The organism is Stenotrophomonas sp. 80084_Sma, assembly GCF_056481995.1.
On record NZ_CM151177.1, the window covers coordinates 1,504,442 to 1,528,969 of the forward strand.

Consider the following 24,528-nt stretch of genomic DNA (forward strand, 5'->3'; position numbering starts at 1 on the left):
GAGAACACGCATGCCCGCCAAGACCGCCACTGCCTGTACCGCCCCGCACCACCACGTCCACGACGCATCGGATTTCGTGGCGGTGGTCGAGCGCGTCTCGCGCGAACGCGGGCTGCGCCTGACCCCGATCCGCGCCAATGTGCTGAAGCTGATCGCCGAGGCCGGCAAGCCGGTCAAGGCCTACGAGCTGCTGGAATGGGTGCGCAACGGCAAGGGCGTGGGCGCTGACGCCCCGCCCACCGTCTACCGCGCGCTCGACTTCCTGATGGCCAATGGCTTCGTGCACAAGCTGGAATCGGTCAATGCCTTCGTGGCCTGCCACCATCCCAGCAGTGCCGCGCACTCGGTGCCGTTCCTGATCTGCAACAGCTGCCACAGTGCTGTGGAGCTGGAAGACCGCGAGATCGTCACCCAGCTGGAGAAGCGCGCCAAGGAGCTGGGCTTCCAGCCGCAGGCGCAGACCCTGGAAGTGCACGGCCTCTGCGCGCGCTGCGCGGGCTGAGTCGCGGCGCGTACCCGGACTGAGCCGCACGCTCAGTCCCGGGCGGCGTGCTCTTTCAGACGCTTCAGGGCGCTGCGCTGTGCGTCGACCAGTACAGGGTCGTCCACCCGCAACTGCTCGACCCAGGCGAGCGCTGGTACCGGGTCGGCATGGCGCACGAAATACAGTGCCTGCGCCAGGAAATGCACATTGGGCACCCTGGCGTCCCAGATGAGCTTGGCGATACGCAGCATCGACGCCTGCATGCCGGGTGTAACCTCAACGCCGGTCTTCCCCGAAAGCGCGGTATTGAGGCAGTAAAGCGCCTGGCAGGGCAGATCACGCGGTGTGCCCGCACGCGACCAGTCAGCGCGTTCGGCAAAGTCCAGCAGGATGGCAATGGCGGCGGGGCCACCCACATCGGCCAGTGTGCCGAGCGCGAACACTGCCAGCTGGGGGTCACCCAGCATATCGCGCAGGCCCTCAATGCCCTGGCGTCCCCAGGCGGTGCAGGCCTTGGCCCAGCCGCCGAACGGTACGACCCGGCTACCATCGCCCAGCAGGCCATCATCCGGCCAACCGTGCAGTATCCGCAGCCGCTCAATCTCCTCGCCACCTTCGGCGCCGTGCTCCTGCACGAAGGCGATCAGATCTTCCGCTTCCAGCATGTCCTTGGCCGCCCGCCTGGCCAGTGTCGTGAATTTCATCGTCTTCCAGCGATCCTGATCCAGATCCGCAACGGTAGCGGATCAATGGGGTGAAGGCAGTCAGCAGCCTGCACCCTAGTCCATCGGCTTGGACCGGGTATCCACCCGCACGATCACCGACATGCCGGGCCGCAGCTGCGCGGCCAGCGTCTGACCTTCATTGATCGATATCCGCACCGGCAGCCGTTGCACCACCTTGGTGAAGTTGCCGCTGGCGTTGTCCGGGCGCAGTACGCTGAACTCCGAACCTGTGGCGGGTGCGATCTCCTGCACGCGGCCGCGCAGCACCTGGCCCTGGAACGCGTCCACCGAGAACGTGGCCGGCTGACCGATCGCCATGCCCCAGGTCTGGCCTTCCTTGTAGTTGGCCACCACCCATAGCGTGTCAGGCACCAGGAACAGCAGCTGCGAACCGGCGGCGACGTACTGGCCCACGCGCACGCTGGCTTCGCTGATCTGGCCGTCGCGCGGTGCGTGGATCACCGTGTTGGCCAGGTCGATGCGCGCCAGTTCCAGTTGTGCCTGTGCACTTTCCACCTGGGCCTCCAGGCTCTTGCGCGCCACCTGGGTCGACACCAGCGTTTCCTCGGCGATGCGGATCTGCGCCTGCGACTGCTGCACGCTGGCCTGTGCCGAGGCCTGGGTGGTGCGGAACTTGTCGCGGTCGTTGACCGACACCAGTTGCTGCGCAGCCAGTTCCTCGTAGCGTTTCAATTCATTGCGCGAACGCTGCAGCTCGGCCTGGCCGGCCGACAGCGTGGCGTGCGCCGAAGCGATCTGCGCACGATTCTGTGCCTGCGACTGGTCCGAGTTGGCCAGTGCCGCACGTGCGCTGTCCAGCGTTGCCTGCGCCTGGGCGACACGCTGCGTGTAGATGCGGTCATCGATGCGCAGCAGCGGATCGCCCTCCCTTACGTGCTGGAAGTCCTTCACCAGCACTTCGGTCACGTAGCCGTTCACCTGTGGCGCCATCACTGTGATCTGCCCGCGCACATAGGCGTTGTCGGTCACCATCACGCTGCTGGTGAACGGCCACAGGTGCCAGGCGCGCAGGATCAGCGCAATGCCCAGCAAGGCCACCACCACCATCACCACCACGCTGCGCGCGCTGGGCTTGAGGTACTTCGGCGCGGCAGCCGGTGTCGCGGGCGTGGGCGCAGGCGCCGCATCGGTCGGCGGCGGTGGAGTGACGTTGTCGGCGTCGATGTCGTCGGGGCGGGGCGGGACGGGAGGCATGGAGGAGGACTCAGCGGGGCGCGGCCGGCGTGACCGCAGCGGGGGAAGTGGGGTGGCGCTTGCGCCATTGCTTGAGCACGGCGGTGCGCAGCGACAGCAGCAGCAACCAGCACAGGAAGCCGATCGCCAGCCATCCGCTCAGCGTGAACACGTCATTGAAGCCTCGCACGTTGGCTTCGCGGCGCGTGGTCTGCGCCAGCTGCGCGCTGCCCTGCGCGCTGCGCAGCACCGGGTCGGTGATCTGCGCGCTGTACAGCTGCTGCTGGAGGCGCAGGCGCTGTGCCACCACCGGATCGGCCGGGTCGAGCTGGCTGGTCAGTGCGCTGGAATACAGCTGCTCGCGATGCAGCTGGAAGGTCCCCAGCACTGCCGAACCTGCCAGGCCGCCCAGGGTCTGCGTGATCGACAGCGTCACCAGGAAGGTGATCATGTGGTCCACGCCTTGTTTCAATGCGGCAGAGATGCCGAGCATGATCAGTGGGCCCATGAACATGCCGGCACCGATCGAGGCCAGGAACTGGCTGGCGTAGAAGTCGTGCGGCCGGTCCAGGCTGGTGCGGTGCTGGTCGAAGAACGCGGCGGCGCCCAGCAGCAGGATCGCCATCAGCAGCTGGGCGATCAGCCGTTTCGGGCCGAAGGTCAGCGAAGCGCCGGCGATGCCGACGATCACCCCGGCCAGGATCACCACGAACAGCGGCCGCATCTGGTCAGGTCCCATGCCCAGCGTGCGCATCAGGTTGACCACGCCGTAGGACTGCTCGGTGGTGAGGAAGCGGATCAGGAAGGCACCGACGATGAAATGCAGTACCGGCAGTGTCGACAGCCAACGGATCTGCAGCAGCGGATTGCGCCGGTAGTGTTCGATGATCAGTGCGACGGTGGTCAGCGCGATGGAGGCGATCAGCGCCCAGCCCAGCCACTGTGTGTTGAGCCACCAGCGCGTGTAGCCCTGCGCCAGTACGATCACCAGCAGCGCGACAGCCGGTGCGAGCAGGGCGAAGGTGAGGAAGTCCAGTGGCTCGAAGGCTTTCACCTGGATGCCGGGCGGCAGCTTCAGCACCACCACTGCCGCGAACGCGCACAGGGCGAGCCCGGCTTCGAACGAATACAGCTGGTGCCACTGGCCGGTATCGACCAGGCCTGGCGAGACGATCCAGGCAATCGGCACCGCCAGCTGCGAGAGGCCCACGCCAACCACCAGCAGGTTGCCGGTGAAGCGGCGTGGCAGCGCCTGCAGCATGTACAGCGTGCCCAGTGTCGAACAGGCGGCGCCAGCGAAGCCGCTGGCGGCACGGGTCAGCATCGTGGTCTCGAAGCTGCCAACGAACAGGTGCAGCACCGCCAGTGCTGCGTACAGACCCAGGCCGATCTCGGCGAACAGGCGGATGCCGTACTGCTGGCGGAACTTGAAGGCCAGCAGGTTGGCCGTGACGTTGACCATTGCATAGGCCGCCACCAGCCAGCTGCCCTGGGTCGGGGTCAGTGCCAGCTGGCCCTGCAGGAAGGGCAGGTTGGCGGTGACCAGCGCATTGCCGAGGCCACCGGTGATCGCCACCAGCAGCGACACCAGTGCATAGGCCACACGTCGATACGGTGGGTGCCAAGGCATCGACGCCGAACCGGGCATGGTCGGCTTCTCGTGCTCCTCCCAATCCGGAACCGGCTTCAGATACGGCTGGACCATCAGCGGGCCTCGCTGGTTGCTCCCTGGAGACCCCCGCGCAGCAGCTGCAGGGCACGCCCGGCCAGGTGGGCACGCTCGTCGCGGGTCTTGCCGCGCAGGGCTGCGCCCAGCATGCCCGAGATCAGTGAAATGTCCGTCTTCTCCAGGTCGGCACGGCACAGGCCGGCGGCCTTGGCACGGGCGATCGGTGCTTCCAGCAGATCGCGCACGGTCTCGCGCGCGGTGCGCATGGCTGGCACGTCCGAATCGACTGCACGCCAGTAATCGGCCAGTGCCGGCGAATCGATGATGCGCTGGGCCATACCCTCGAACACTTCGAAAAGGGCATCGTCGCGGTCGCCGAGCTGCTCGATCTGGCGCCGGATACGGTCGACCGTACGTTGCAGCAGTGCCTGGATCAGCGCGGTGCGGTCGGGGAAGTTGCGGTACAGGGTGGCGCGGCCCACCTGGGCGCGTTCGACCACCAGGTCCAGCGGGGCGGTGACACCGTGTTGGCCGAACACATGATCGGCGGCGTCGAGGATGAGGGCACGGCGGGCAGCAGCATCGGCACGTTGGGCAGTCATGGAATTATTTTCGGACAAAAGTGTCCGATTGGCGAGACTTTGAGTGACGGGATTGTCCGCTTGTTGTGGTACGCACATCTTTGTGACGAATGCGTGATGGATGCTCCATAAAGAGATGGGGGCCAGAAGGCCCCCATCGGATCTGCTTGCATTGGATCCACGCCATGCGTGGGCTGAGGCTGGGGTCAGAACCCATTCCTCTGGAATGGGATCCGACTCCACTACGCGATCAGAAGAACGCGCGGATGCCGAATGCGACACCACGGCCCGGCAGCGGCGAGTAATCACGCAGCAGCGAGGTATGCGGGCGCACTTCGCGGTTGGTCAGGTTGCTGCCATCCAGGAACACTTCGTAGCTGTTGCTCGCGTTGCGATCCCAGCGGTAGGCCAGATGCGCGTCGACCAGGGTGTAGCCGTCGCTCGGCGCTTCGTTCTGGGCGACATCCTTCTGGCGGCTGTAGCGGACCGCACCGACCGAGGCGCGCCAGCCGTCCTTCGACCAGCGCAGGTCGGCGCCGACGCGGGCCGGGGCGATGCGCGGCAGGTAGCCGGTGTTGGCCAGCTCCACGCTGTAGTTGTGGTTGTGGTCGCCATGCGGCACGGCGATGTCCAGGTTGCGGCTGCCGCTGCCATCCAGCTTGGCCTTCACGTAGTCGCCGAACACGCGCAGATCCCAATCACCGGCGCCGCCTTCGAACAGGTGCACCAGCGCTTCGGCTTCGGCACCGCGGAACACCGCATCCTGCTGCGTCCAGGCGCGGACCGGCAGACCCTCGGTAACGCCGGTGTCGGCCAGGTAGATGAAGTCCTTGAACCTGGTCTGGTAGACCGACGCGGAGAAGTCCAGGCGTTCGCTGTGGGTGTGGATACCCAGTTCCACGCGCTGGCCGCGCTCGGTCTTCAGGTTGGCGTCGCCGATTTCCAGCGAGCGGGTGGCGATGTGCGCGCCGGCGGCATACAGCTCTTCGTTGGTCGGTGCACGCTCGGAGCTGTCCACGCCGATGCGCAGGTCAACGGCATCGTTGAGCTTCCAGATGCCGGCCGCAGACAGGTTGGTGGCGCCGAAGGTGCGGCGGCGATAGTCACCGGTCGGGTCCAGCTTGACCTGGTCGTGGCGGCCGCCCAGCTCCAGCTTGAACGGGCCGAACTGCTTTTCCTGCAGTACGAACAGTCCGATGTTCTTGGTGCCGGTATCCGGAACGAACGCCTCTTCGCCCTTGGCACCGAAATCACTGTTGCCGAACTGCAGGCCGAACGCGCCGTCCCAGCCACCGATCTGCTGCTGCACCGCTTCCAGGCGCGCCTCGATGCCACGGTTGGTGAAGCGGGTGGACGGCGTGCCGGCTTCCAGCTCCACGTGCTCGTAGTCGGTGTAGGCCACGCGTGCATTGATGTTCTTCAGGAACGAGACCGGGTTGTAGATGCCGGCCTTGGTCTCGAAGCGGTTCTGCACCATGTCGATGCGCACGTCATGCTCGTCGCCGCCTTCCTCTTCATCACCATGGTCGTGGCCGTGGTCATGGCCATGATCATCGCCATCGGCATGCACGTGCGCGCCATTGGGAATGCCGTAGTTGGTGCGGTAGGTGCTGGCCGATACGCCGAAGTAGCCGCCGTCGCCCAGCCAGGTCGCGCCGACGCCGCCGGCGCGGGTGCGGATGGAGCTGTTGTCGAGGCGGCCGCGGCGCGGTTCTTCGCCTTCTTCGCCCGCGTGGTCATGGTCGTGATCGTGATGGTCTTCAAGGCTGTCGATCACTGCATAGCCGGGAATGCGGTAGTCGTCCCCATTGCGCACCAGGCCGTCCACATGCAGCACGACATTGCCGCTGACGCCATCGAGGCGGAACATGCCGCTGCGCTCGTTGTTCACCGAATTGCCGCGCAGCTCGGCGCGGCCGCTGAGCGGGCGCTCCGGCAGCTCGCGGGCGATGCGGCCATCCACCACATTGACCGCGCCACCGATGGCGCCACTGCCGAACAGCAGCGTGGCCGGGCCCTTCAGTACTTCGATCTGGTCGGCCAGGAACGGCTCGATGCTGGTCGCATGGTCGGCGCTGACGGTGGAGGCATCCATGTTGCCCATGCCATTGGACAGCACGGCCACGCGCGGGCCTTCCTGGCCGCGGATGATCGGGCGGCCGACGCCGGGGCCGAAGAACGTGCTCTGCACGCCCGGCAGCTTGGCCACGGTATCGCCGAGGGTGCCGGCCTTCTGCTCGTCCAGGCGTTCGCCGGCCAGCACCTCTACCGGGCGCGCCAGCGATTCGGCATCGCCCTGCAGCGGCGACGCAGTCACCTGCACCGACGACAGTTCGGTCAGGTGGCGGTCACGATGAGCGCTGTCATCGCCGGCGGCAAAGGCAACCGAAGGCAGCAGGGCGGCGAGGGCCAGAGCGAGGGAATGCGGCTTCAACCGCGGGGTGTGGGCGGGCATGGAGCGGGTCCTTTGTTACAGTGTATCAATCGCTGGGCGCACGTATCCCGTCAGCGGGACAGGGGGAGGGAAACCGTGCGGGTCGGGAACAGATGTTATATTATTCCATAACGATTCGCCGACCCTGCTGGAAGTCATGTCCCTGTCCTCACGCCTGCGCCACCTGCTAGACCGTTTCGGCGCCACCGGTTCGATGCTGTGCGCGGTGCACTGCGCGGTGATCCCCGTGCTGCTGGCGGCGGCGCCGTCGCTGGGCCTGTCGTTCTGGCTGAGCGATGGGGTGGAACAGGCGCTGGTGGTGTTCGTCACCCTGCTCGGATTGTTCAGCCTGGTCTGGGGCTACCGCCGGCACGGTGCGCTGCGTGCGCTGGGCTTCCTGATTCCCGGCCTGGTCGCGTTGTGGGCCGGCGTGCTGTACGACCCGCTGCACCACAATGCGGTGCCACACGCGGTGGTGATGACCATCGGCGGCCTGCTGGTGGGGGTCGCCCATCTGGTCAACCTGCGCCTCAACCACGGTCACGTGCACGACGCCAGCTGCGCGCACTAGGCGCTCCGTGATAGGATTTTCGATCGTGCGCGGGGGCGCCCAGCAAGGCGGCCCCGCCGAACCCGTGTCAGTACGGGGTAACCAGATTTCACATTTGAGGAGTTGAAGACATGGGTAAGGGTGACCGCAAGACCGCCAAGGGCAAGCGCTACAACGCCAGCTACGGAAACGCCCGTTCGCACACCGCGAGCAAGGTCGCCGTAGGCGCCGCCGCTCCGGTTGCCAAGAAGACCGTGGCCAAGGCTCCGGCGAAGAAGGCTGTGGCGAAGAAGGCCGTCGCCAAGGCCTGATCCGGCCTGGACCGGTTCAACGAAAAACGCGGCGCCTGGCGCCGCGTTTTTTTATGCCTGTCCGGCGAGCCGAGCGTGGGCTCGGCTCTACAACCGGATCAGCGCAGGGTTTTCTTCAGCGTTTCCGGATTGCCGTCGTTCGGTGCAGCCGGCACCTGCAGCAGGTCGGCCAGCAGCGGGTAGACGTCGACATTGTCGAAGCCATCGATCACCAGGCCTTGGCGGAACGACGGGCCGCTGGCCACGAATACCGCGCGCATGGAGGGCAGGGCATTGTCGTAGCCATGCGAGCCACGATCCTGATGGTCTCGCTTGGCGATCTTCTCCTGGTGCAGGGCATCCCAGCCTTCATCCATCATGCAGACAATGGCGGGAATGCGCGGGTGGGTGCCGTAGTGCAGGCGCGCCGGCAGATTCTCTTTCTTCCAGCACTCATACCGGTCGTGACGACCGAGCAGGGCGCGCTCGGCGGCGGCTTCGTGACCGGCCAACGGCGCAAAACCCACCGACTGGCCCTGGTTGACGTTGCGCGCGATGGCCGGGTCGACCATTGATTCGGTGGAGATCACCTGGCCGACCGGGACGCTGGCCATGCCATGGTCGGAGACCACGATCACGTTGGTGGTCGCGGCCAGGCCGCGCTGCTGCAGGCCGTCGAGTACCTGGCCGATGATCTGGTCGGCGCGCACGATGGCGTCGGCGTACTGCTTCGATTCGGGGCCGTAGTTGTGGCCGGCCTTGTCCACGTGCTCCATGTACAGCGTGGTCAGGCGGGGGGCATCGGCATCGGTCTGTGCAAGCCAGTCCAGCACGATGCCGGCGCGCTGCTCCAGTGGTTCCTTGCCGTCGTACACGCGCCATTGGCTTGGGCGCACACCACGGATTTCCGATTCACTGCCCGGCCACGAGGTGGTGGCCGAACGCACCCCGGCGTTCTCGGCGCCGACCCAGATCGGTTCGCCGCCCCACCAGCCGCTGGTGGTGACCGCCTCACGGTTGCTCAGCTCGAACCGCCCTAGGGCCTCATCGTCCATGCTGTTGTTGACGATGCCGTGGTGGTCCGGGCGCAGGCCGGTGACGATGGTGTAGTGGTTGGGGAAGGTCAGCGACGGATAGGACGGGGTCATCCAGCGTGCACGCACGCCGCCGTCGATCAGGCGCTGCAGGTTCGGGGTCAGGCCGCGGTCCAGAGCATCGGCGCGCAGGCCGTCGATCGAGATCAGCAGCAGCTTCGGCGGCGCAGCCGCAGCGACAGCGGTGGGAGCGGAGGCGGAAGGGGCGGGCGCGGTGGTGCAGGCGGCCAATGGCAGCAGCAGCGCCAGCGCGCAGGTCAGGCGTACGGAAGTCATCCGCCCATGATAAGCCGGTGCAATGACCACCCCAAGACACGTTGCGCCGAAGGGCGCAGCGTGTCCGCGCATTTTTCCTTATCCCTGCGCCATCGACGCGCGCCCTTGAACAACAAGGGGGCTCCTCACCAGACATACCCCGTCGATTGCATTCCACCCCTGATGCGGCCGGAGCGTGTCGACCAAGGTCGACACCTACCCACAGCCGCGCGTACCAATAATCGCCGTTACCAGCAGCCGCGTGAACCTGTCGCAGGCGGGGCGGTGTCGGATTGCGGGGTGTCCGCGGCATGGATGCCGCGGCCAAGCCTACAAGGACGTACTTGCGGCGTCCCCGCAATCCGACACCGCCCCGCCAACCCACGGATAGCCCGCTTTTGACGTTGACGTTGACGGTGATTCGGCGGGTGCAGGGCGCAGCCCTGCCGGAAAACCTGCCCCTCAGGCGAACAGCGGGGCCTGGCGTTGTTCCAGTCGCAGCAGTGCGGCCTTGGTTTCCAGGCCGCCACCGAAGCCGGTCAGTGCCCCGTTGCTGCCGATTACACGATGGCAGGGCAGGATGATCGGCAGCGGATTGCGCCCATTGGCAGCGCCGACGGCGCGGGTCGCACTGGGCTGGCCCAGGTGCTGCGCCAGCTGCAGGTAGCTCCAGGTCTGGCCGAACGGGATCAACGCCAGCGCCTGCCACACGCGCAGCTGGAACGGCGTGCCGCGTGGCGCAAGCTCCAGGTCAAAGCTGCTGCGTTCGCCGTGCAGGAACTGCAGCAGCTGCTCGCGTGCTTCCGGCAGCGCATCCGGCGCGTAGTGCCAGTCGTCGCGCCCGCGTGCCGGGTGGCGGTTTTCCGGGAACAGCACGTGGGACAGGCCACGCTCGTCACCGGCGATGGTCAGCACGCCGATCGGGCTGTCGAAACGGTCGAACAACAAGGTCATGTCGGTTCTCCAACGAAAGTGCCGGACAGGTGCCACAGGTGCAGCACGGCATAGGCACGCCAGGGGCGCCACGGTTGCGAGCGCGCTTCGGTCGCGCGTTCGCTCAGGCGCTGGCCCTGCGCATGGCCGAGCACCTGCTGCAGTACCAGGTCACCGGCCGGGAAGGCATCGGGCTGGCCGAGCCCGCGCAAGGCGATGTACTGCGCGGTCCACGGACCGATGCCGGGTAGTGCCACGCAGCGGGAAACGAACTCTTCCAGCGCCTGGCCCGGGCCGAAGTCGAGCGCGCCACTGGCACAGGCGGCGGCAAGCGCACGCACGGTGGCGGCGCGGCTGCGCGGCAGGCCGATTGATTCCAGTGGCGCCTCGGCCAGTACCTCGGGCGCCGGAAACTGGCGATCGAATTCCGACCGCATGCCCGGCAGGTGCGCGCCATAGGCATCCACCAGCCGCCGCGCGAAGGTGGTGGCCGCGGCCACGCTGACCTGTTGGCCGAGCACCGCGCGCACGCCCACTTCGAAGCCATCCCAGCCGCCCGGGACGCGCAGCCCGGGACGCTCGGCAATGCCGCGCGCCAGCAGCGGCTCTTCGCCGAGCGCGGCGTGTACCTGCTGCAGGTCGGCGTCCAGATCGAACACGCGACGTACGCGGCGCACGATGTCCGGGATCAGGCGCGGATCGACCGCGCCCAGCTGCAGGCGCAGTTCCGGGCGCTTGGGGTCGGCAGTGACGCGCAGCAGGGTGGGGCGCTCGGGTGTGCCGAGCACGCGCTGGTAGCTGTCTTCGCCGATCAGCTCGATGCCGGGCAGGCTGCGCTTGCGCAGGAAGGCCAGCATGCGTGGGAAATCCAGTGGTGGCCGGTATGCCAGACGCAGTACCAGGCAGCCATCGTCGGCGGCCAGCGGCTGGTGCTGGCGACGCAGTGCCGTCGGTGCCATGCCACAGCCCTGCAGGAAGGCGGTATTGAAACGGCGCAGGCTGTTGTAGCCGGCGGCCAGCGCGACGTCGGTCACCGGTAGCGTGGTCTCGGTCAGCAGCTGCTTGGCCAGCAGCAGGCGATGGGTGGCGTGGATCTGCCCTGGCGTTGCGCCCAGATGTTCGACGAACAGGCGCTGCAGCTGGCGCGCGCTGAGTCCGATCTTCTCTGCGAGGTCGGCTACCGGCTGTTCCTGCAGGAAGCCACCATGGATCAGGGCCAAGGCGCGCTGTACGGTCTGCCCGGCCAATGCCTGCTGCGCCTGCGGTGCCAGCTCGGGGCGGCACCGCAGGCACGGGCGGTAACCGGCTGCCGCGGCAGCGGCCGCAGTCGGGTAGTAAGTGATGTTGCGCGGCTTCGGCGGCGGTGCCGGGCACATGGGGCGGCAATAGATGCCGGTGCTGCGCACGGCGGTGAAGAACACGCCGTCGAAGCGTGCGTCGCGGGCCAGGCGGGCGCGGTCGCAGGCGGCGGTGTCGAGGGCGAGGGCGGTGTCCATGGCGCCAGTCTAGGCGTGTGCGGGCGGGGATACTCGCCGGATTCGGACATGGATGCTGGAGGGGGGGCTGGCAGGGCTTGCAGCCCTGCACCCGCAACGTCAACGTCAACGTCTCAATCAAAAGCTGGCAGTCCGTGGGATGGCGGGGCGGTGTGGGCTGTCAGGACACGCCGTAAACCCGTCCATGGGGGCTCGATGGCGCCATCCATGGCGCCAACGGTCCTGTCAGCCCACACCGCCCCACCTCTGACAGTTGGTCGCTGCAGTTGGTGGGTGCCGACCGTTGGTCGGCACGCTTTTGCTGTTGGTAGGTGTCGACCTTGGTCGACACGCTTTTTCCCAAGGGTCAGAAGGGGTTCAGTGCCACGCGCTGAATGCGCGGCCTGGACGGGTAGACTGTGGTTCTTGCTCCCATGAATCCCGGTTGCCCGATGTCCGCCAAATTCCGCTGGTTGCCCCTGTTGTGCCTGGCCCTGGCGGGCTGCAGTCAGTTGGAGAATCCGGGCAATGTGACGGCTGCCGACAAGGCGGCGCGGGCGCCGGCCAGCGATGGCGAGAACATGGTGTCGATCAATGCGGCTGACGCACCGCCACCGCCGGCGCCGCCGCGCAGCCGGGCGGATCGGCCGTGGCCGCAGGCGCAGTTGGAGAATGGCCGCGCCTGGGTCAGCTGCAGTACCGAGTACGCCGGTGAGGCGGGCGATGGCGTCGAGCTGGAGGGCCTGCAGCGCGAGCAGATTGCCCAGGCCCTGGCGCCGTGTGCCGAGCGTGGTCTGATGCGGGTGCGTTACGCCGGCAAGATCAATCCGGGCTTCGCCGAAATGATGTGGCGACTTGCCGTGGTCGCCGATGAACAGAAGATCCACAAGCGCATCCTCGATCTGGACTCCAGCGGCGGCCAGGTGGAATCGGCGATCGTCGCCGGTGACAGCATCGGTGAATCGGGCTGGACCATCTGGGTGCGCGAGGGCTCGATCTGCCACAGCGCGTGCGTGTTCGTGCTGGCCGCCGGTGACAACCGCCTGCTGTCGGGCAAGGTCGGCATCCACCGCATGATGCGCATCAGTTCCAAGGCCACTTCGCGCGCTGAGCTCAACCGCGAGCTGCACGAGGTCTACGACAACGTAAAGGACTACCTGCAGCGCAACGGCGTGGCGGTGGGCGTGGCCGATCTGATGATGACGGTGCCCAACCGCAGCCTGCGCCTGCTGACGCCGGACGAACTACGCCAGTACGGTCTGGATGGCACCAACGCGGTGCAGGACGATCTGGAACGGATCAAGCAGATGCGCGCCTGCGGCGATGACTTCGTGCAGCGCAAGGATGCGTTCCTGATCGCCTTCGACCAGCAGTGCAAGCGCGAAGGCGCCGACATGGAATCGATCAACAGCTGCGGCCAGGCACTGAAGCAGCGCTTCGGTTTCCCGGATGCGGTGTGCCCGGAAGAAAGCCCGCTGTCGGAAATCGATGTGGCAACGTTGCCGCCGGCACCGTCGGAGCCGCCGCCGGTGGCCGAACAGGCGCCAGCAGACACCGGCACGCCTGCCGCGCAGGCCGATGCCGCAGCGGTGGAAGGCAGCGCCCACGCGCGCTGACGAACAGCTCACCGCGCTGGCGTAGACTGCGGTTCTTTCCCGAGAACCGGCGGTGTCCATGAAGCGCGTGCTCCTGCTGCTGTCCCTGCTGCCCCTGACCGCATTGGCGCAGGCACCCGCGCCGGCCACGCCTGCACCGGCACCCGCGCGCCCCGCACCGGCATCGCCGGCGGCTGCGAAACCGGCCACGGCCGGCGCTCCGGCGTTGACTGCCGCGCAGCAGGCGCAGGTGCAGAAGCAGGATGCGGAAATGGGCGCGGCCGCAGTGAAGGCGGCGCAGCTGGTCGATGCCAACCGCGCAGGCGAGTTGTGGGATGGCGCTTCGGCCGTCGCGCGCCGCGCAGTACCGAAGGCCGCCTTCGTCAGCCAGTTGACCGCCGAGCGCACGCGCCTGGGTGCGCTGGCCGGGCGTGGCCAGCCGACCATCACCCGGGTCAAGTACAGCGCCGGTGCCGCGGTGCCGGAGGGGCTGTACATCAACGTCAGCTTCCCGACCCGTTTCGCCAACAGCGCGCAGCCGGTACGCGAGCTCGTCTCGTTCCGTTTCGACGAGGACCAGGTGTGGCGCCTGGCCGGTTACAGCCTGCGTGCGTCGGCACCCTGAGGAGATGATCGATGGCAACTGAACTGACGATGCTGGCCTGGTCGGTGCTGCTGGGCTTTGTCTACATCTTCGCTACCTCCACCGTGGTCACCCGCGAGCGCGGGATGAAGTGGAATGCCTCGGCGCGTGATGGCGAAGCCAGGCCACTCAGCCCGCTGGCCGGGCGCCTGCAACGTGCGCAGGCCAACTTCCTGGAGACGTTCCCGTTCTTCGCTGCCGCCGCCATCGCAGTGGTCGTGGCCGGGCGCGGCAACGACACCACGGCGCTGGCGGCGCAGGCCTACTTCTGGGCGCGCGTGGTCTACCTGCCGCTGTATGCCGCGGGCGTGCCCTACGTGCGCAGCCTGGTCTGGGCAGTGTCGCTGCTGTCGATCCTGGCGCTGGTGTTCGCGTTGTTGTGATCCCGGCCTGATCCAGATCAAGGCCGGTCAGGTGCGCGGCGCTATGCTGGCGCGGACTGAATCAACGGCAGGAGGCGCGCATGCGCAGGATGGACGTGGTGGTGGTCGGCGCCGGACCGGCGGGGCTGTGTTTCGCGCGTGCGCTGGCCGGTAGCGGCCTGCAGGTCGGGCTGGTCGAAGTTCAACCGCGCCAGGCCCTTGCCGAGGCCGCCTTCGATGGCCGTGAGATCGCGCTGACCCATGCCTCGCGGCAGAGCATGGAGCAGCTGGGGCTGTGGCAGCGCCTGCCGCAGGCCGAAGTCGCTGAACTGCGCGATGCCAAGGTGATGAACGGCGGCTCGCCGTTCGCGCTGACCTTCGCCAGCAGCCAGGTGGACGGTCAGCCGCTGGGTTGGCTGGTGCCCAACCATCTGATCCGCCGCGCTGCATGGGATGCCGTGCAGGGGCAGGACGGCCTGGAGCTGTTCGACGGGCGCAAGGTGCTGGGCGTGCAGGCCGATGCGCAGGGCCACGTGGTCAAACTCGATGACGGCAGCCAACTTCATGCGCGCCTGCTGGTCGCCGCTGACAGCCGCTTCTCCGCAACCCGCCGCATGCTCGGCATCGGCGCGCAGATGCGCGACTTCGGCAAGTCGATGCTGGTGTGCCGCATGCAGGTTGAGCGTGATCATCACCACACTGCCTGGGAATGGTTCGGCTACGGCCGCACGATGGCGTTGCTGCCGCTCAACGAAGGCCAGGCATCAGCAGTGATCACGCTGCCACCGCGGCAGATTGAAGAACTGCTGGCGATGGACGAGGTGGCCTTCGGTGAGGCCATCGGTGCCTGCTTCGAACACCGTCTTGGCCGCATGCAGCCAGTGGCCACGCCGCAGGCGTATCCGCTGGTGGGTGTGTACGCGCACCGTTTCGTCGGCGAGCGTTCGGCGCTGATCGGCGATGCCGCCGTCGGCATGCATCCGGTCACCGCACATGGCTTCAATCTGGGCCTGGCCAGTGCGCAGCGGCTGGCGCGGGGCATCGTCGAACAGCAGCGTCGCGGTGCCGACATCGCCGCCGCCGGCATGCTGGCCAGCTACCAGCGCGGTCATCGGCTGGCATCGAGGCCGCTGTACGAGGCCACCAACGCGATCGCCAGCCTGTATACCGACGATCGCCGCCCGGCGCGGCTGCTGCGCGCGGCCGGCCTGCGCCTGGCGCAGGGCGTTGCGCCGTTCAGGCAGCTGATCGCCTCGCACCTGACCCAGCGCGTGGCCTGAACCGGTTCAGATCAGCCCGTTCAGATCAGCCGGCGGCCAGCACGCGGATCTGGCTGTCGGCGAATTCAACCACCTGGCCTGCGCGGATCTTGCAGGCCTTGCGCAGTTCGACCTCGCCGTCGACCCGCACCTGGCCGTCGCTGATGACCATCTTGGCCTCGCCGCCGCTGGTGACCAGGTCGGCCAGCTTGAGCAGCTGCTTGAGTTCGACGTAGTCACCGTCGAGGTCGAATTCGAGAATCTGCATGGAGCGGGGTTCCTGGGGAAGGGCGCAGCAGCGGCCGGGCCGGTGAAGAGGGCGCGTATTGTGCGCCAGCTTGGGGCATGACGGTACGCGCACGGCAAGCTGTACGCCTTGTTCAGGATCAATGCGGTATGATTCCGCTCTGAGCGAGTGAAATCTCCTCCAACCGAGCAGCGCCAGGGCACGCGATAAGAAGGGCGCCCAAAGCGCGGACCATCACCTTTTTTATCGCACTGCCAGGAAGACGGCAGTGTCTTCGGAGTTCCCCATGTCCCAAGATTCCCAAGCGCCGCTGCAGTTTGCGCAGCTCGGCCTGTCCGAGCCCGTGATGCAGGCGGTCACCGCCATCGGCTACGAAACCCCGTCGCCGATCCAGGCCGCCACCATCCCGGCGATGCTGGAAGGCCGCGACGTGCTGGGCCAGGCCCAGACCGGCACCGGCAAGACCGCAGCGTTCGCGCTGCCGGTACTGTCCAACATCGACCTGCAGCAGATCAAGCCGCAGGCCCTGATCCTGGCACCGACCCGCGAACTGGCCATCCAGGTTGCCGAGGCGTTCCAGTCCTATTCGTCGAAGATCCCGGGCTTCCGCGTGCTGCCGGTGTACGGCGGCCAGCCGTACGGCCAGCAGCTGTCGGCCCTGCGCCGCGGCGTGCACATCGTGGTCGGTACCCCCGGCCGCGTGATCGACCACCTGGACCGCAGCACCCTGGACCTGTCAGAGCTGAAGACGCTGGTGCTGGACGAAGCCGATGAAATGCTGCGCATGGGCTTCATCGACGACGTCGAAGCCGTGCTGAAGAAGCTGCCGGAGCAGCGCCAGGTGGCCCTGTTCTCGGCCACCATGCCGCCGCAGATCCGCCGCATCGCGCAGACCTACCTGCAGGACCCGGTGGAAGTGACCATCGCGGCCAAGACCACCACCTCGGCCAACATCCGCCAGCGTTACTGGTGGGTGAGCGGCATGCACAAGCTGGACGCGCTGACCCGCATCCTGGAAGTCGAGCCGTTCGACGCGATGATCATCTTCGCGCGCACCAAGGCCGGCACCGAAGAACTGGCCAGCAAGCTGCAGGCCCGTGGCCTGGCCGCTGCCGCCATCAACGGTGACATGCAGCAGGCCCAGCGTGAGCGCACCATCGCCATGCTGAAGGAAGGCAAGCTGGACATCCTGGTCGCCACCGACGTGGCTGCCCGCGGCCTGGACGTGGAGCGCATCAGCCACGTGCTGAACTACGACATCCCGTACGACACCGAAAGCTACGTGCACCGCATCGGCCGTACCGGTCGTGCCGGCCGCAGCGGCGAGGCGATCCTGTTCGCCACCCCGCGCGAGAAGGGCATGCTGCGCCAGATCGAGCGCGCCACCCGCCAGCCGATCGAAGAGATGCAGCTGCCGAGCGTGGAAGCGGTCAACGACACCCGCATCAACAAGTTCACCTCGCGCATCAGCGAAACCCTCGGCGCCGGTGGCCTGGACTTCTACCGCCAGCTGCTGGAGCGTTTCGAGAACGAGCAGAACGTGCCGGCCATCGAAGTGGCTGCCGCGCTGGCCAAGATGCTGCAGGGTGACACCCCGTTCCTGCTGCAGCCGCCGGTGCGTGCCCCGCGTGAAGAGCGCGCACCGCGCGAACGCTTCGACCGTGGTGACCGCCCGGAACGTGGCGATCGCTTCGACCGCAACGAGCGTGGTCCGCGCTTCGAGCGTGGCCCGCGCCGCGACGACGCCGAAGGTGGCTTCGAGCAGCGTCCGCGCCGTGAGGTTCCGCCACGTGGTGCGCCTGAGCAGGGCATGGAGACCTACCGCATTTCGGTCGGCCACCAGCACGGCGTGAAGCCGGCCAACATCGTTGGCGCCATTGCCAACGAAGCTGGCCTGGAAAGCCGCTTCATCGGCCGCATCGACATCCACGACGACTTCTCGCTGCTGGACCTGCCGGCACAGATGCCGCCGGACGTGCTGTCGCACCTGCAGAAGGTGTGGGTGTCCGGCCAGCAGCTGCAGATGCGTGCGCTGGCTCCGGGTGAAGACACCAACCCGGCCCCGCGTCCGTTCAAGCCGCGCTTCGACAAGCGTGGTCCGGGCGGCCCGGGTGGCCCGCGTCGCGGTGGCCCGGGCGGTCCGGGTGGCCACGGTGGCGACCGCGGCGGTGACCGCGACAGCCGCCCGCCGCGTCGTGACGGCTTCAAGCCGCGCGGCCCGCGCAGCTTCTAAGCCGCACCTGCGGTCCTGAACAACGCCAGCCTCCGGGTTGGCGTTGTCCGTTATGGGCCTGGAAAAGGGGACGGAGGGGATTAAGTCGTTTATGCCCGGCAGTGCGCTTATGCCGAAAACGACTTAATCCCCTCCGTCCCCTTTTCGCATGGCAAACACATTGCCGGTCATAGGCTGGGCCGGTTCCAAGGGAGGTTGTCACCGCAGCACATTCGGGGGGATCCGGGATGGGTAGAAGTGGCACGGACCAGCAGAGCCGGCGGGTGCCGATGACCCGTGGCCTGGGATTGCGCTTTGCGTTGTTAACGGGCATGGCGATCGGGTTGGTCGCGCTGTCCGCGTTGATCCAGGAACTGCAGGCGGCCTCGACGGCCTGGATTGCCGGCCAGGGCTACTGGTCGCGAGGGCAGCAGGATGCGACCGCTGCGCTGAGCCGCTATCTGGCGCGTGGCGATGCGCAGGACCTGGATGACGCGCGCCAGGCCCTGCGGATTCCGTTGGGGGATCTGCAGGCCCGGCTGGCGCTGGAACAGGCGGTACCGGACGAGGAGAAGGCCCGGCAGGGTTTCCTGCAGGGCGGCAACGCGCGCGCCGATATTCCACGCCTGGTGTTCTCGTTCCGCTACGCCCGTGACCTGGGAGCATTCCGCGAAGCCACTGCACTGTGGCGGCAGACCGATGGTGATCTGGAGGCTGTGCAGGCCCTGGTCGCCGAGCTGCAACGGAGGCATGCGGCAGGTGAACTGCCCGTGGCCGACCGCAATCGCTACCTGCAGCAGCTGCGGGATCTCGACCGCCGCCTGCAGGTGCAGGCCCAGGCGTTCTCGCAGGCGCTGCTGAGGATGGCCACCATGGTCCGGATCGCCACGCTGATGGTTGGCGGCCTGTCGGTGCTGGTGATCAGCCTGATGGCAGTGGCGCTGGCGCGTCGCGTCGGCAAGGATCTGACCGAGCACGAGAGCCGCTTCCGCGCGGCCTTCTACCAGGCCAATGTCGGCATGCTGAAGCTCGACACCGATGGCCGCGTGGTCGAGGCCAACCAGGCGATGGCGGATATCCTCGACTACCGGCGCGATGTGCTGCTGCAGATGCTGCTGGGTGACCTGCTGATGGAGGGGGAACTGGTCCTCGACGGTGTCGGCCGCATCGACTGGGACCGGCAGCTGCGGCCGAGCGAGCTGCGTTTCCGGCGGCGCGATGGCAGCCTCGTCTGGGGACGCTGGAGCGGTACCGCGGTTCGCAGCTCGGGCGGTGGATTGTCGGTGTTCGCGATCATCGAGGATGTCAGCCAGAACCATGCACTGGCGCGCGAGATCGAGCATCACGCCAGCCACGATCCGCTGACCGGCCTGATCAACCGCCGCGAGATCGAACGCCTGCTGGAACGCGCGCTGCTGCAGGTCCGGACGGACGGTGGTACGCATGCGCTGTGCTACATCAACCTGGACCACTTCAAGCTGGTCAACGACAGCTTCGGTCATGCCGCCGGCGACCAGATGCTGCGCGGTTTCGCCGACTATCTGGTGGCGGCGGTGCGTGATGGCGATTGGGTCGGCCGCCTGGGGGCCGATGAGTTCGCGGTGTTTCTCGCCCACGCCGGCCAGGATGAAGCCAAGCGGGTACTGCAGCGGGTGATCCGCAACCTGGGCCAGGCCACGTTCCCGATCAGCGAGGGCAGCCCGCAGTTGAGCTGCAGCATCGGCGTGGTCGAGGTCAGTGCCGAGGCGCCGGACGCGAACTGGTTGATGAGCGCCGCCGACAGCGCCTGCTATGCGGCCAAGCAGGCCGGTCGCAACCGTGTGCACTGCTTCAACGAGAACCGCATGGCGCTGGAGGAGCGGCGGCAGGAGGCCGAGCGTCTGCAGGGTGTCAGCCTGGCCATGGCGGAGAATCGCATGCTGCTGTACGCGCAGCGCATCGCCCGCGTGGGCGATCCGTCCTACCTGCATTACGAGGTGCTGGTGCGCATGCGTGGTACCGATGGCAGCCTGCATCTGCCCGGTCAGTTCATGCCGGCGGTGGAGCGATACGGCATGGCGGTGGCGCTGGATCGGCACGTGCTCGGGCTGTTGTTCCGCCACCTGCAGGTCTGCCCGGCACACGTGCGCCAGCTGGGCCTGTGCAACGTCAACGTTTCGGCGCAGTCGATCGCCGAGCCGGGATTCCTCGCCTTCGTCTGCGACCTGCTCGAGCGCAACCGCGCGCTGGCCTCGAAACTGTGTTTCGAGATCACCGAGACCGCGGCGATCAGCAACCTCAGCCAGGCACGCGCTTTCATCGATGCGGTCAAAGCGCGTGGCTGCCGGATGGCACTGGATGACTTCGGCTCCGGCCTGTCCTCGTTCGGCTATCTGCGCCAGCTGCCTGCGGACATCCTGAAGATCGACGGCACCTTCGTGCGTGACATGGACACCGACCCGGTCAGCTACGCCACGGTGCGGGCGATCAGCGAGCTCGGGCGGGAACTGCAGATGGAGGTGGTGGCCGAATGGGTGGAAACCGCCGAGGTGGCTGGCGCACTGACCCGGCTCGGCGTGCAGGGCCTGCAGGGCTACGCGATCGAGCGGCCGCAGCCGCTGGAACGGATGACCCTGAGTGACCTGAGGCCGGTCCGCCTGGTGGCGGTGAAGGGGCCTCCGGCCGCTGGCTGAACGGCGCACGGCGACTTTGGTCTACACATGCGTGGCGTGCCCGGCTGCGATAATGCGCGCCAGGGGCGACGCGCAGTGGGCGCGGACGTAAGCAGGAACAGGATGTGGCGTGGGCGTCAGGCAGTGGCGGTACGAAACAGGGGCGCTGCTGGTCGTCCTGCTGATGGGAGTGTTGCTTCCCGGTCTGGTGCACGCGCGCCTGGCCGAGGCCGGCCGGGATTTCCTGCTGGTTGGCGCACCGACGGACGAACCGACACCCCATCGTGGCTGTACGCCCGCGATGCTGGCCGGGCCGCGCGAGCAGGTAGAGGTACCGGCGCCGCCCGGGGGCTGGTCGGGGCAACCCCAGGCGCTGGATGTGTTCAACGTGTTCGCTGGCGAAGTCCGCGTACAGCATGGTGACCGCGAGATCTGCGGCAACATGCACGATGCGCGCACCCGTGATTCGCGCTTCCGCGCCGGCATCGGCCTGGTGGCGGTGCCAGCGGCAGGCAGCCATGAGCCGTTCCTGGTGTCGTGGCAGGCGCCGCTGAAAGCGCGCTGGGTGCCGACCTTGCGGCTGGGGGCGCCCAGTCCGGTCCAGCAGAACGATACCGCCCGCCTGCTGGTGCGCGCGGCCTGCATCGCGGTGGCGATCGCGCTGGCGCTGTCGGCATTGATGGCCTACCTGACCACCCGTGACCGCAGCTTCCTGGTCTACATCGGCGCGACGATCGTGGTGGTGGTGTGGCAGGCGGTTCTTGGCGGCTTGAGCGGCTACCCCGAACCGTGGCTGCCGGTGGGCGAGCGCGGCGCATGGTGGCTGCTGGCGCTGACCGCCGCGACCCAGGCGCTGGTACTGCCCGCTCTGTGGCGCCTCAACGGTGGGGACCGCTTGCTGCCGCGCTCGCGGCCGGCACAGCAGGCTGTGCTGTGGGGCCTGATGGGACTGGCCGCGCTGGTGCCGTGGCTGCGCTGGGACACCCTGGCGCTGGTCGCGCAGAGCCTGCAGCTGACCTTCATCCTCGGTTGCCTGTTGTCACTGGCCGCTGGCATGCGTGCCTGGTTGCGCGGTGACTGCTGGGCGTTGGCGGGCCTGGCGGCGCTGGTGCCATTGCTGGTGATGATCGCAGCCGATGCCAGCAGTGCGGGGTGGCTGCTGGAGTACCGGGTGGAAGCACTGCAGCTGTCGGTGACCTGGCTGCTGATGATGGCCGCCTATGCCATGAACCAGCGGCTGGGCCGGCTGCGCCAGCAGCGCGATGAACTGCGCCAGCTGGCCGAAACCGATGGCCTGACCGGGCTGCCCAACCGCCGGGCCGGCCTGCAGCAGCTGGCCCGTCACCTGGCACAGGTCGACCGTGAGCGCGGCCCGCTGGTGATCGGTTTTCTCGACATCGACCTGTTCAAGGACATCAACGACCGCCATGGCCACGCGGTGGGCGACCAGGTGCTGGTGGCGGTAGCGCGTGCCCTGCGCACGGCAGTCCGCAGCCAGGACGAAGTGGTGCGGATGGGCGGCGAGGAGTTCCTGCTGCTGATGCCGGGCATGCCGCGCGAGGCGGCGTCGGCACGCCTGGACCGCCTGCGCCAGCGCATCACCGAAGCCGGCCAGGCCCTGCAGGTGCCGGGCCTGGAAGTGACCGCCAGCATCGGACTGGCGCAGTGGCGGCCGGGTGAGGATGACCTGGCCGGGCTGCTGCGGCGGGCCGACCATGCCATGTACGTGGCCAAGCGGGCGGGTCGCAACCGGGTGTTCGACGGCGAAGAGCTCGATCCGCCGGCCCCGGCATGAAGCGCAGCGGGCGGCGATGCCGGATAATGGACCGATGACCACCCGACTCAACAAACATATCGCCGACACCGGCTTCTGCTCCCGCCGCGAGGCCGATCGCCTGATCGCCGCCCGCCGCGTCACCGTCAACGGCCACGCGGCCGGCACCGGTGCGGTGGTGGGCGAGGAAGACCAGGTGCTGGTCGACGGCCAGCCGCTGCGCGCGCGCGTGGCACGCAAGCCCGGCGCCCGCCGCCACGTCTACATCGCGCTGAACAAGCCGGTGGGCGTCACCTGCACCACCGAAACCTCGGTCAAGGGCAACATCGTCGACTTCGTCGGCCACGAACAGCGCATCTTCCCGGTCGGCCGCCTGGACAAGGAGTCCGAAGGCCTGATCCTGATGACCAGCAACGGCGACATCGTCAACCAGATCCTGCGTGCCGAGAACGGCCACCAGAAGGAGTACCTGGTGGCGGTGAACAAGCCGGTCACCGACGAGTTCCTGCGTGGCATGGCGCGCGGCGTGCGCATCCACGACCAGATGACGCTGCCGTGCAAGACCTCGCGCATCGCCAAGTTCGGATTCCGCATCACCCTGCAGCAGGGACTGAACCGGCAGATCCGCCTGATGGCCGCCGAGTTCGGCTATCGCGTGACCCAGCTGCGCCGCGTGCGCATCGACAACATCAAGATCGGCGCGCTGAAGCCGGGCCAGTGGCGCAACCTGACCGAGCAGGAACTGCAGGGCCTGCTGCCGAAGCAGCTGGACTGGTAACGCGCGGTAGTGCCGGCCGCTGGCCGGCTGCACCAGGCATCGAATGAGCGCGGGATGCCGGCCAGCGGCCGGCACTCCCCGTTGTGCGGATTGCGCACCGGCATCAGCTAGACTCCGCAGTGACCTGCCGGAATGTGACGCTGCATGATCAAGCCCGACAAGCCTGCCAACGAAGCCCTTCGGCTCGAGGCGCTGTACCGCTACCGGATCCTGGATTCGCAGCGTGAGAAATCCTTCGACGACCTGGTCGCGATCGCCAAAGCGGTCTGCGGTACCTCGATGGCGGCGGTGACCCTGATCGACGTCGAACGGCAGTGGTTCAAGTCGATCCAGGGCATCGACGCGGCGGAAAACCTGCGCAGCGAATCGATGTGTGGCCACGCCATCCTGCAGCCGCAGGAAATCATGGTGGTCGAGGACGCGTTGCAGGACATCCGCTTCCACGATAATCCGGTAGTGACCGGCGACCCGCACATCCGCTTCTACGCCGGTGCGCCACTGATCAGTTCCGATGGCCTGCCTCTGGGCACGCTGTGCGTGTTCGATGCACATCCGCAGCACCTGCCCAGCGACAAGGCCGAGGCACTGGCCGCGCTGTCACGGCAGGTGATGCTGGTGATGGAGCTGCGCCGTTTCGCGCTCGACATCCAGAAGCACATGCTGGAGCGCGATGACTACGAGCGCCTGTTGGCGGAGTACCAGGACGTGCTGCTGGCGCAGAATGCCGACCTGGCCGAGCAGAGCCGCACCGATGCGCTGACCGGCCTCCCCAACCGCCGCGCAATGGCGGCGGCACTGGAAGAGGCGGTGGTGGAGATCGATGGGCAACCGGGCGTCGCCTGCGTTGCGTTGCTCGACATCGATCACTTCAAGCACATCAACGATTTCCAGGGCCACGCCACCGGCGACCGGGTGCTGGCCGAGCTGGGCGTGCTGCTGCGCTCGCACTTCGCCGGCCGCGGCATGGCCGCGCGCTACGGCGGCGAGGAGTTCGTGGCGGTAATGCCGGGCACCGACCTGCACACGGCCGAACTGCAATGCGAGTTCCTGCGCCTGGCCGTGGCTGACCTGCCGCTTGGATTCCCGGTCACGATCAGCATCGGTGTTGCCCAGCACCAGCCAGGTGAAAGCGTGGATGACATGCTGGCGCGCGCCGACAAGGCGCTGTACCGGGCCAAGGGCAATGGTCGCAACCGGGTGGAACGGGCGGGCTGAGCCCTGCATGCAGTAGATCCACGCCATGCGGGGATGCTTTTGCAGATGAGGTAACGCCGTGTCGCGGCCTGTGCGATTGCGCCCGGCGAATATGCCGTTCCTGTTCCC

21 protein-coding genes are annotated in these 24,528 nt (G+C 67.5%); 12 read left to right on the forward strand and 9 right to left on the reverse strand.

The features are described from left to right. Positions 1 to 10 precede the first annotated feature (10 nt). Positions 11 to 502: a Fur family transcriptional regulator gene (locus tag ACZK3W_RS07050; protein WP_004150412.1), complete on the forward strand. Its 492-nt coding sequence runs from the start codon at positions 11 to 13 to the stop codon at positions 500 to 502. Between the two features lie 32 nt (positions 503 to 534). On the opposite strand, the gene ACZK3W_RS07055 is transcribed toward ACZK3W_RS07050, so the two are convergent. The 5 genes from ACZK3W_RS07055 to ACZK3W_RS07075 all read right to left on the reverse strand — a co-directional run bounded on the left by ACZK3W_RS07055 (position 535) and on the right by ACZK3W_RS07075 (position 7,108). After that, entirely contained in the window at positions 535 to 1,149 is a 615-nt protein-coding gene (locus tag ACZK3W_RS07055) for a hypothetical protein (protein ID WP_125895778.1), read from the reverse strand. Positions 1,150 to 1,263: 114 nt separating this feature from the next. After that, positions 1,264 to 2,424, reverse strand: coding sequence for an HlyD family secretion protein (locus ACZK3W_RS07060; RefSeq protein WP_125895777.1), 1,161 nt, complete (start codon positions 2,422 to 2,424; stop codon positions 1,264 to 1,266). A 10-nt stretch (positions 2,425 to 2,434) separates the two neighbouring features. After that, a complete protein-coding gene (locus tag ACZK3W_RS07065; protein WP_293799423.1) occupies positions 2,435 to 4,108 on the reverse strand; it encodes an MFS transporter in 1,674 nt (557 codons plus the stop codon). After that, complete coding sequence (locus tag ACZK3W_RS07070) at positions 4,108 to 4,674, reverse strand: TetR/AcrR family transcriptional regulator (RefSeq protein ID WP_293799425.1); 567 nt, start codon at positions 4,672 to 4,674, stop codon at positions 4,108 to 4,110. Before ACZK3W_RS07070 ends, ACZK3W_RS07065 begins: the two co-directional genes overlap by 1 nt. Positions 4,675 to 4,903: 229 nt before the next feature. Then, the gene (locus tag ACZK3W_RS07075) at positions 4,904 to 7,108 is read right to left on the reverse strand and encodes a TonB-dependent receptor (protein ID WP_478450608.1); all 2,205 of its coding nucleotides are present in this window, start codon (positions 7,106 to 7,108) and stop codon (positions 4,904 to 4,906) included. Positions 7,109 to 7,244: 136 nt separating this feature from the next. Here ACZK3W_RS07075 and ACZK3W_RS07080 point away from each other — a divergent pair, with 136 nt between their 5' ends. Further along, positions 7,245 to 7,658 carry a MerC domain-containing protein gene (locus tag ACZK3W_RS07080; protein WP_008264835.1) on the forward strand — a complete coding sequence of 138 codons (414 nt, stop codon included), beginning with the start codon at positions 7,245 to 7,247 and terminating at the stop codon, positions 7,656 to 7,658. Between the two features lie 110 nt (positions 7,659 to 7,768). Beyond that, entirely contained in the window at positions 7,769 to 7,948 is a 180-nt protein-coding gene (locus ACZK3W_RS07085) for a 30S ribosomal protein THX (RefSeq protein WP_004150462.1), read from the forward strand. 98 nt (positions 7,949 to 8,046) lie between these two features. Here ACZK3W_RS07085 and ACZK3W_RS07090 read toward each other — a convergent pair whose 3' ends face one another. The 3 genes from ACZK3W_RS07090 to ACZK3W_RS07100 all read right to left on the reverse strand — a co-directional run bounded on the left by ACZK3W_RS07090 (position 8,047) and on the right by ACZK3W_RS07100 (position 11,705). Beyond that, positions 8,047 to 9,297 carry an alkaline phosphatase family protein gene (locus ACZK3W_RS07090; RefSeq protein WP_293799430.1) on the reverse strand — a complete coding sequence of 417 codons (1,251 nt, stop codon included), beginning with the start codon at positions 9,295 to 9,297 and terminating at the stop codon, positions 8,047 to 8,049. 441 nt (positions 9,298 to 9,738) lie between these two features. Beyond that, positions 9,739 to 10,230 (reverse strand): methylated-DNA--[protein]-cysteine S-methyltransferase, encoded by a 492-nt coding sequence (locus ACZK3W_RS07095; protein ID WP_012510484.1) that lies wholly within the window; start codon positions 10,228 to 10,230, stop codon positions 9,739 to 9,741. Continuing rightward, entirely contained in the window at positions 10,227 to 11,705 is a 1,479-nt protein-coding gene (locus ACZK3W_RS07100; protein WP_253143345.1) for a DNA-3-methyladenine glycosylase 2, read from the reverse strand. Before ACZK3W_RS07100 ends, ACZK3W_RS07095 begins: the two co-directional genes overlap by 4 nt. 431 nt (positions 11,706 to 12,136) lie before the next feature. Between ACZK3W_RS07100 and ACZK3W_RS07105 the strand changes: the two genes are divergently transcribed. The 4 genes from ACZK3W_RS07105 to ubiM all read left to right on the forward strand — a co-directional run bounded on the left by ACZK3W_RS07105 (position 12,137) and on the right by ubiM (position 15,564). After that, on the forward strand, positions 12,137 to 13,300 hold the full coding sequence (locus ACZK3W_RS07105) for a COG3904 family protein (RefSeq protein WP_032128359.1): 1,164 nt from the start codon (positions 12,137 to 12,139) through the stop codon (positions 13,298 to 13,300). A 58-nt stretch (positions 13,301 to 13,358) separates the two neighbouring features. Continuing rightward, complete coding sequence (locus ACZK3W_RS07110; RefSeq protein WP_032128358.1) at positions 13,359 to 13,904, forward strand: DUF4019 domain-containing protein; 546 nt, start codon at positions 13,359 to 13,361, stop codon at positions 13,902 to 13,904. A gap of 11 nt (positions 13,905 to 13,915) precedes the next feature. Next, the gene (locus ACZK3W_RS07115) at positions 13,916 to 14,305 is read left to right on the forward strand and encodes an MAPEG family protein (RefSeq protein ID WP_032128357.1); all 390 of its coding nucleotides are present in this window, start codon (positions 13,916 to 13,918) and stop codon (positions 14,303 to 14,305) included. 80 nt (positions 14,306 to 14,385) lie between these two features. Next, positions 14,386 to 15,564, forward strand: a complete 1,179-nt coding sequence (gene ubiM, locus ACZK3W_RS07120; protein ID WP_293791078.1) for a 5-demethoxyubiquinol-8 5-hydroxylase UbiM — start codon at positions 14,386 to 14,388, stop codon at positions 15,562 to 15,564. A gap of 25 nt (positions 15,565 to 15,589) precedes the next feature. Here the strand turns inward: ubiM and ACZK3W_RS07125 are convergent, their stop codons facing one another. After that, positions 15,590 to 15,811, reverse strand: a complete 222-nt coding sequence (locus ACZK3W_RS07125) for an RNA-binding S4 domain-containing protein (RefSeq protein ID WP_012479588.1) — start codon at positions 15,809 to 15,811, stop codon at positions 15,590 to 15,592. A gap of 265 nt (positions 15,812 to 16,076) precedes the next feature. On the opposite strand from ACZK3W_RS07125, the gene ACZK3W_RS07130 reads away from it, so the two are divergent. From ACZK3W_RS07130 to ACZK3W_RS07150, 5 genes are all read left to right on the forward strand, one after another. Next, positions 16,077 to 18,023: a DEAD/DEAH box helicase gene (locus ACZK3W_RS07130; RefSeq protein WP_032128355.1), complete on the forward strand. Its 1,947-nt coding sequence runs from the start codon at positions 16,077 to 16,079 to the stop codon at positions 18,021 to 18,023. 227 nt (positions 18,024 to 18,250) lie between these two features. Then, positions 18,251 to 20,674 (forward strand): putative bifunctional diguanylate cyclase/phosphodiesterase, encoded by a 2,424-nt coding sequence (locus tag ACZK3W_RS07135; protein WP_478450609.1) that lies wholly within the window; start codon positions 18,251 to 18,253, stop codon positions 20,672 to 20,674. 109 nt (positions 20,675 to 20,783) lie between these two features. Continuing rightward, a complete protein-coding gene (locus ACZK3W_RS07140) occupies positions 20,784 to 22,448 on the forward strand; it encodes a sensor domain-containing diguanylate cyclase (protein ID WP_125893802.1) in 1,665 nt (554 codons plus the stop codon). A gap of 34 nt (positions 22,449 to 22,482) precedes the next feature. Beyond that, positions 22,483 to 23,205: a pseudouridine synthase gene (locus ACZK3W_RS07145; protein WP_032128352.1), complete on the forward strand. Its 723-nt coding sequence runs from the start codon at positions 22,483 to 22,485 to the stop codon at positions 23,203 to 23,205. Between the two features lie 144 nt (positions 23,206 to 23,349). After that, positions 23,350 to 24,420 (forward strand): sensor domain-containing diguanylate cyclase, encoded by a 1,071-nt coding sequence (locus ACZK3W_RS07150; RefSeq protein ID WP_125893804.1) that lies wholly within the window; start codon positions 23,350 to 23,352, stop codon positions 24,418 to 24,420. Positions 24,421 to 24,528 lie beyond the last annotated feature (108 nt).

What these genes read in the sequence shown, in the direction of transcription:
- ACZK3W_RS07050 (WP_004150412.1), top strand. Translation starts at nt 11, where the DNA reads ATGCCCGCCAAGACCGCCACTGCCTGTACCGCCCCGCACCACCACGTC.
- ACZK3W_RS07055 (WP_125895778.1), bottom strand. Translation starts at nt 1,149, where the DNA reads ATGCTGGAAGCGGAAGATCTGATCGCCTTCGTGCAGGAGCACGGCGCC.
- ACZK3W_RS07060 (WP_125895777.1), bottom strand. Translation starts at nt 2,424, where the DNA reads ATGCCTCCCGTCCCGCCCCGCCCCGACGACATCGACGCCGACAACGTC.
- ACZK3W_RS07065 (WP_293799423.1), bottom strand. Translation starts at nt 4,108, where the DNA reads ATGGTCCAGCCGTATCTGAAGCCGGTTCCGGATTGGGAGGAGCACGAG.
- ACZK3W_RS07070 (WP_293799425.1), bottom strand. Translation starts at nt 4,674, where the DNA reads ATGACTGCCCAACGTGCCGATGCTGCTGCCCGCCGTGCCCTCATCCTC.
- ACZK3W_RS07075 (WP_478450608.1), bottom strand. Translation starts at nt 7,108, where the DNA reads ATGCCCGCCCACACCCCGCGGTTGAAGCCGCATTCCCTCGCTCTGGCC.
- ACZK3W_RS07080 (WP_008264835.1), top strand. Translation starts at nt 7,245, where the DNA reads ATGTCCCTGTCCTCACGCCTGCGCCACCTGCTAGACCGTTTCGGCGCC.
- ACZK3W_RS07085 (WP_004150462.1), top strand. Translation starts at nt 7,769, where the DNA reads ATGGGTAAGGGTGACCGCAAGACCGCCAAGGGCAAGCGCTACAACGCC.
- ACZK3W_RS07090 (WP_293799430.1), bottom strand. Translation starts at nt 9,297, where the DNA reads ATGACTTCCGTACGCCTGACCTGCGCGCTGGCGCTGCTGCTGCCATTG.
- ACZK3W_RS07095 (WP_012510484.1), bottom strand. Translation starts at nt 10,230, where the DNA reads ATGACCTTGTTGTTCGACCGTTTCGACAGCCCGATCGGCGTGCTGACC.
- ACZK3W_RS07100 (WP_253143345.1), bottom strand. Translation starts at nt 11,705, where the DNA reads ATGGACACCGCCCTCGCCCTCGACACCGCCGCCTGCGACCGCGCCCGC.
- ACZK3W_RS07105 (WP_032128359.1), top strand. Translation starts at nt 12,137, where the DNA reads ATGTCCGCCAAATTCCGCTGGTTGCCCCTGTTGTGCCTGGCCCTGGCG.
- ACZK3W_RS07110 (WP_032128358.1), top strand. Translation starts at nt 13,359, where the DNA reads ATGAAGCGCGTGCTCCTGCTGCTGTCCCTGCTGCCCCTGACCGCATTG.
- ACZK3W_RS07115 (WP_032128357.1), top strand. Translation starts at nt 13,916, where the DNA reads ATGGCAACTGAACTGACGATGCTGGCCTGGTCGGTGCTGCTGGGCTTT.
- ubiM (WP_293791078.1), top strand. Translation starts at nt 14,386, where the DNA reads ATGCGCAGGATGGACGTGGTGGTGGTCGGCGCCGGACCGGCGGGGCTG.
- ACZK3W_RS07125 (WP_012479588.1), bottom strand. Translation starts at nt 15,811, where the DNA reads ATGCAGATTCTCGAATTCGACCTCGACGGTGACTACGTCGAACTCAAG.
- ACZK3W_RS07130 (WP_032128355.1), top strand. Translation starts at nt 16,077, where the DNA reads ATGTCCCAAGATTCCCAAGCGCCGCTGCAGTTTGCGCAGCTCGGCCTG.
- ACZK3W_RS07135 (WP_478450609.1), top strand. Translation starts at nt 18,251, where the DNA reads ATGGGTAGAAGTGGCACGGACCAGCAGAGCCGGCGGGTGCCGATGACC.
- ACZK3W_RS07145 (WP_032128352.1), top strand. Translation starts at nt 22,483, where the DNA reads ATGACCACCCGACTCAACAAACATATCGCCGACACCGGCTTCTGCTCC.
- ACZK3W_RS07150 (WP_125893804.1), top strand. Translation starts at nt 23,350, where the DNA reads ATGATCAAGCCCGACAAGCCTGCCAACGAAGCCCTTCGGCTCGAGGCG.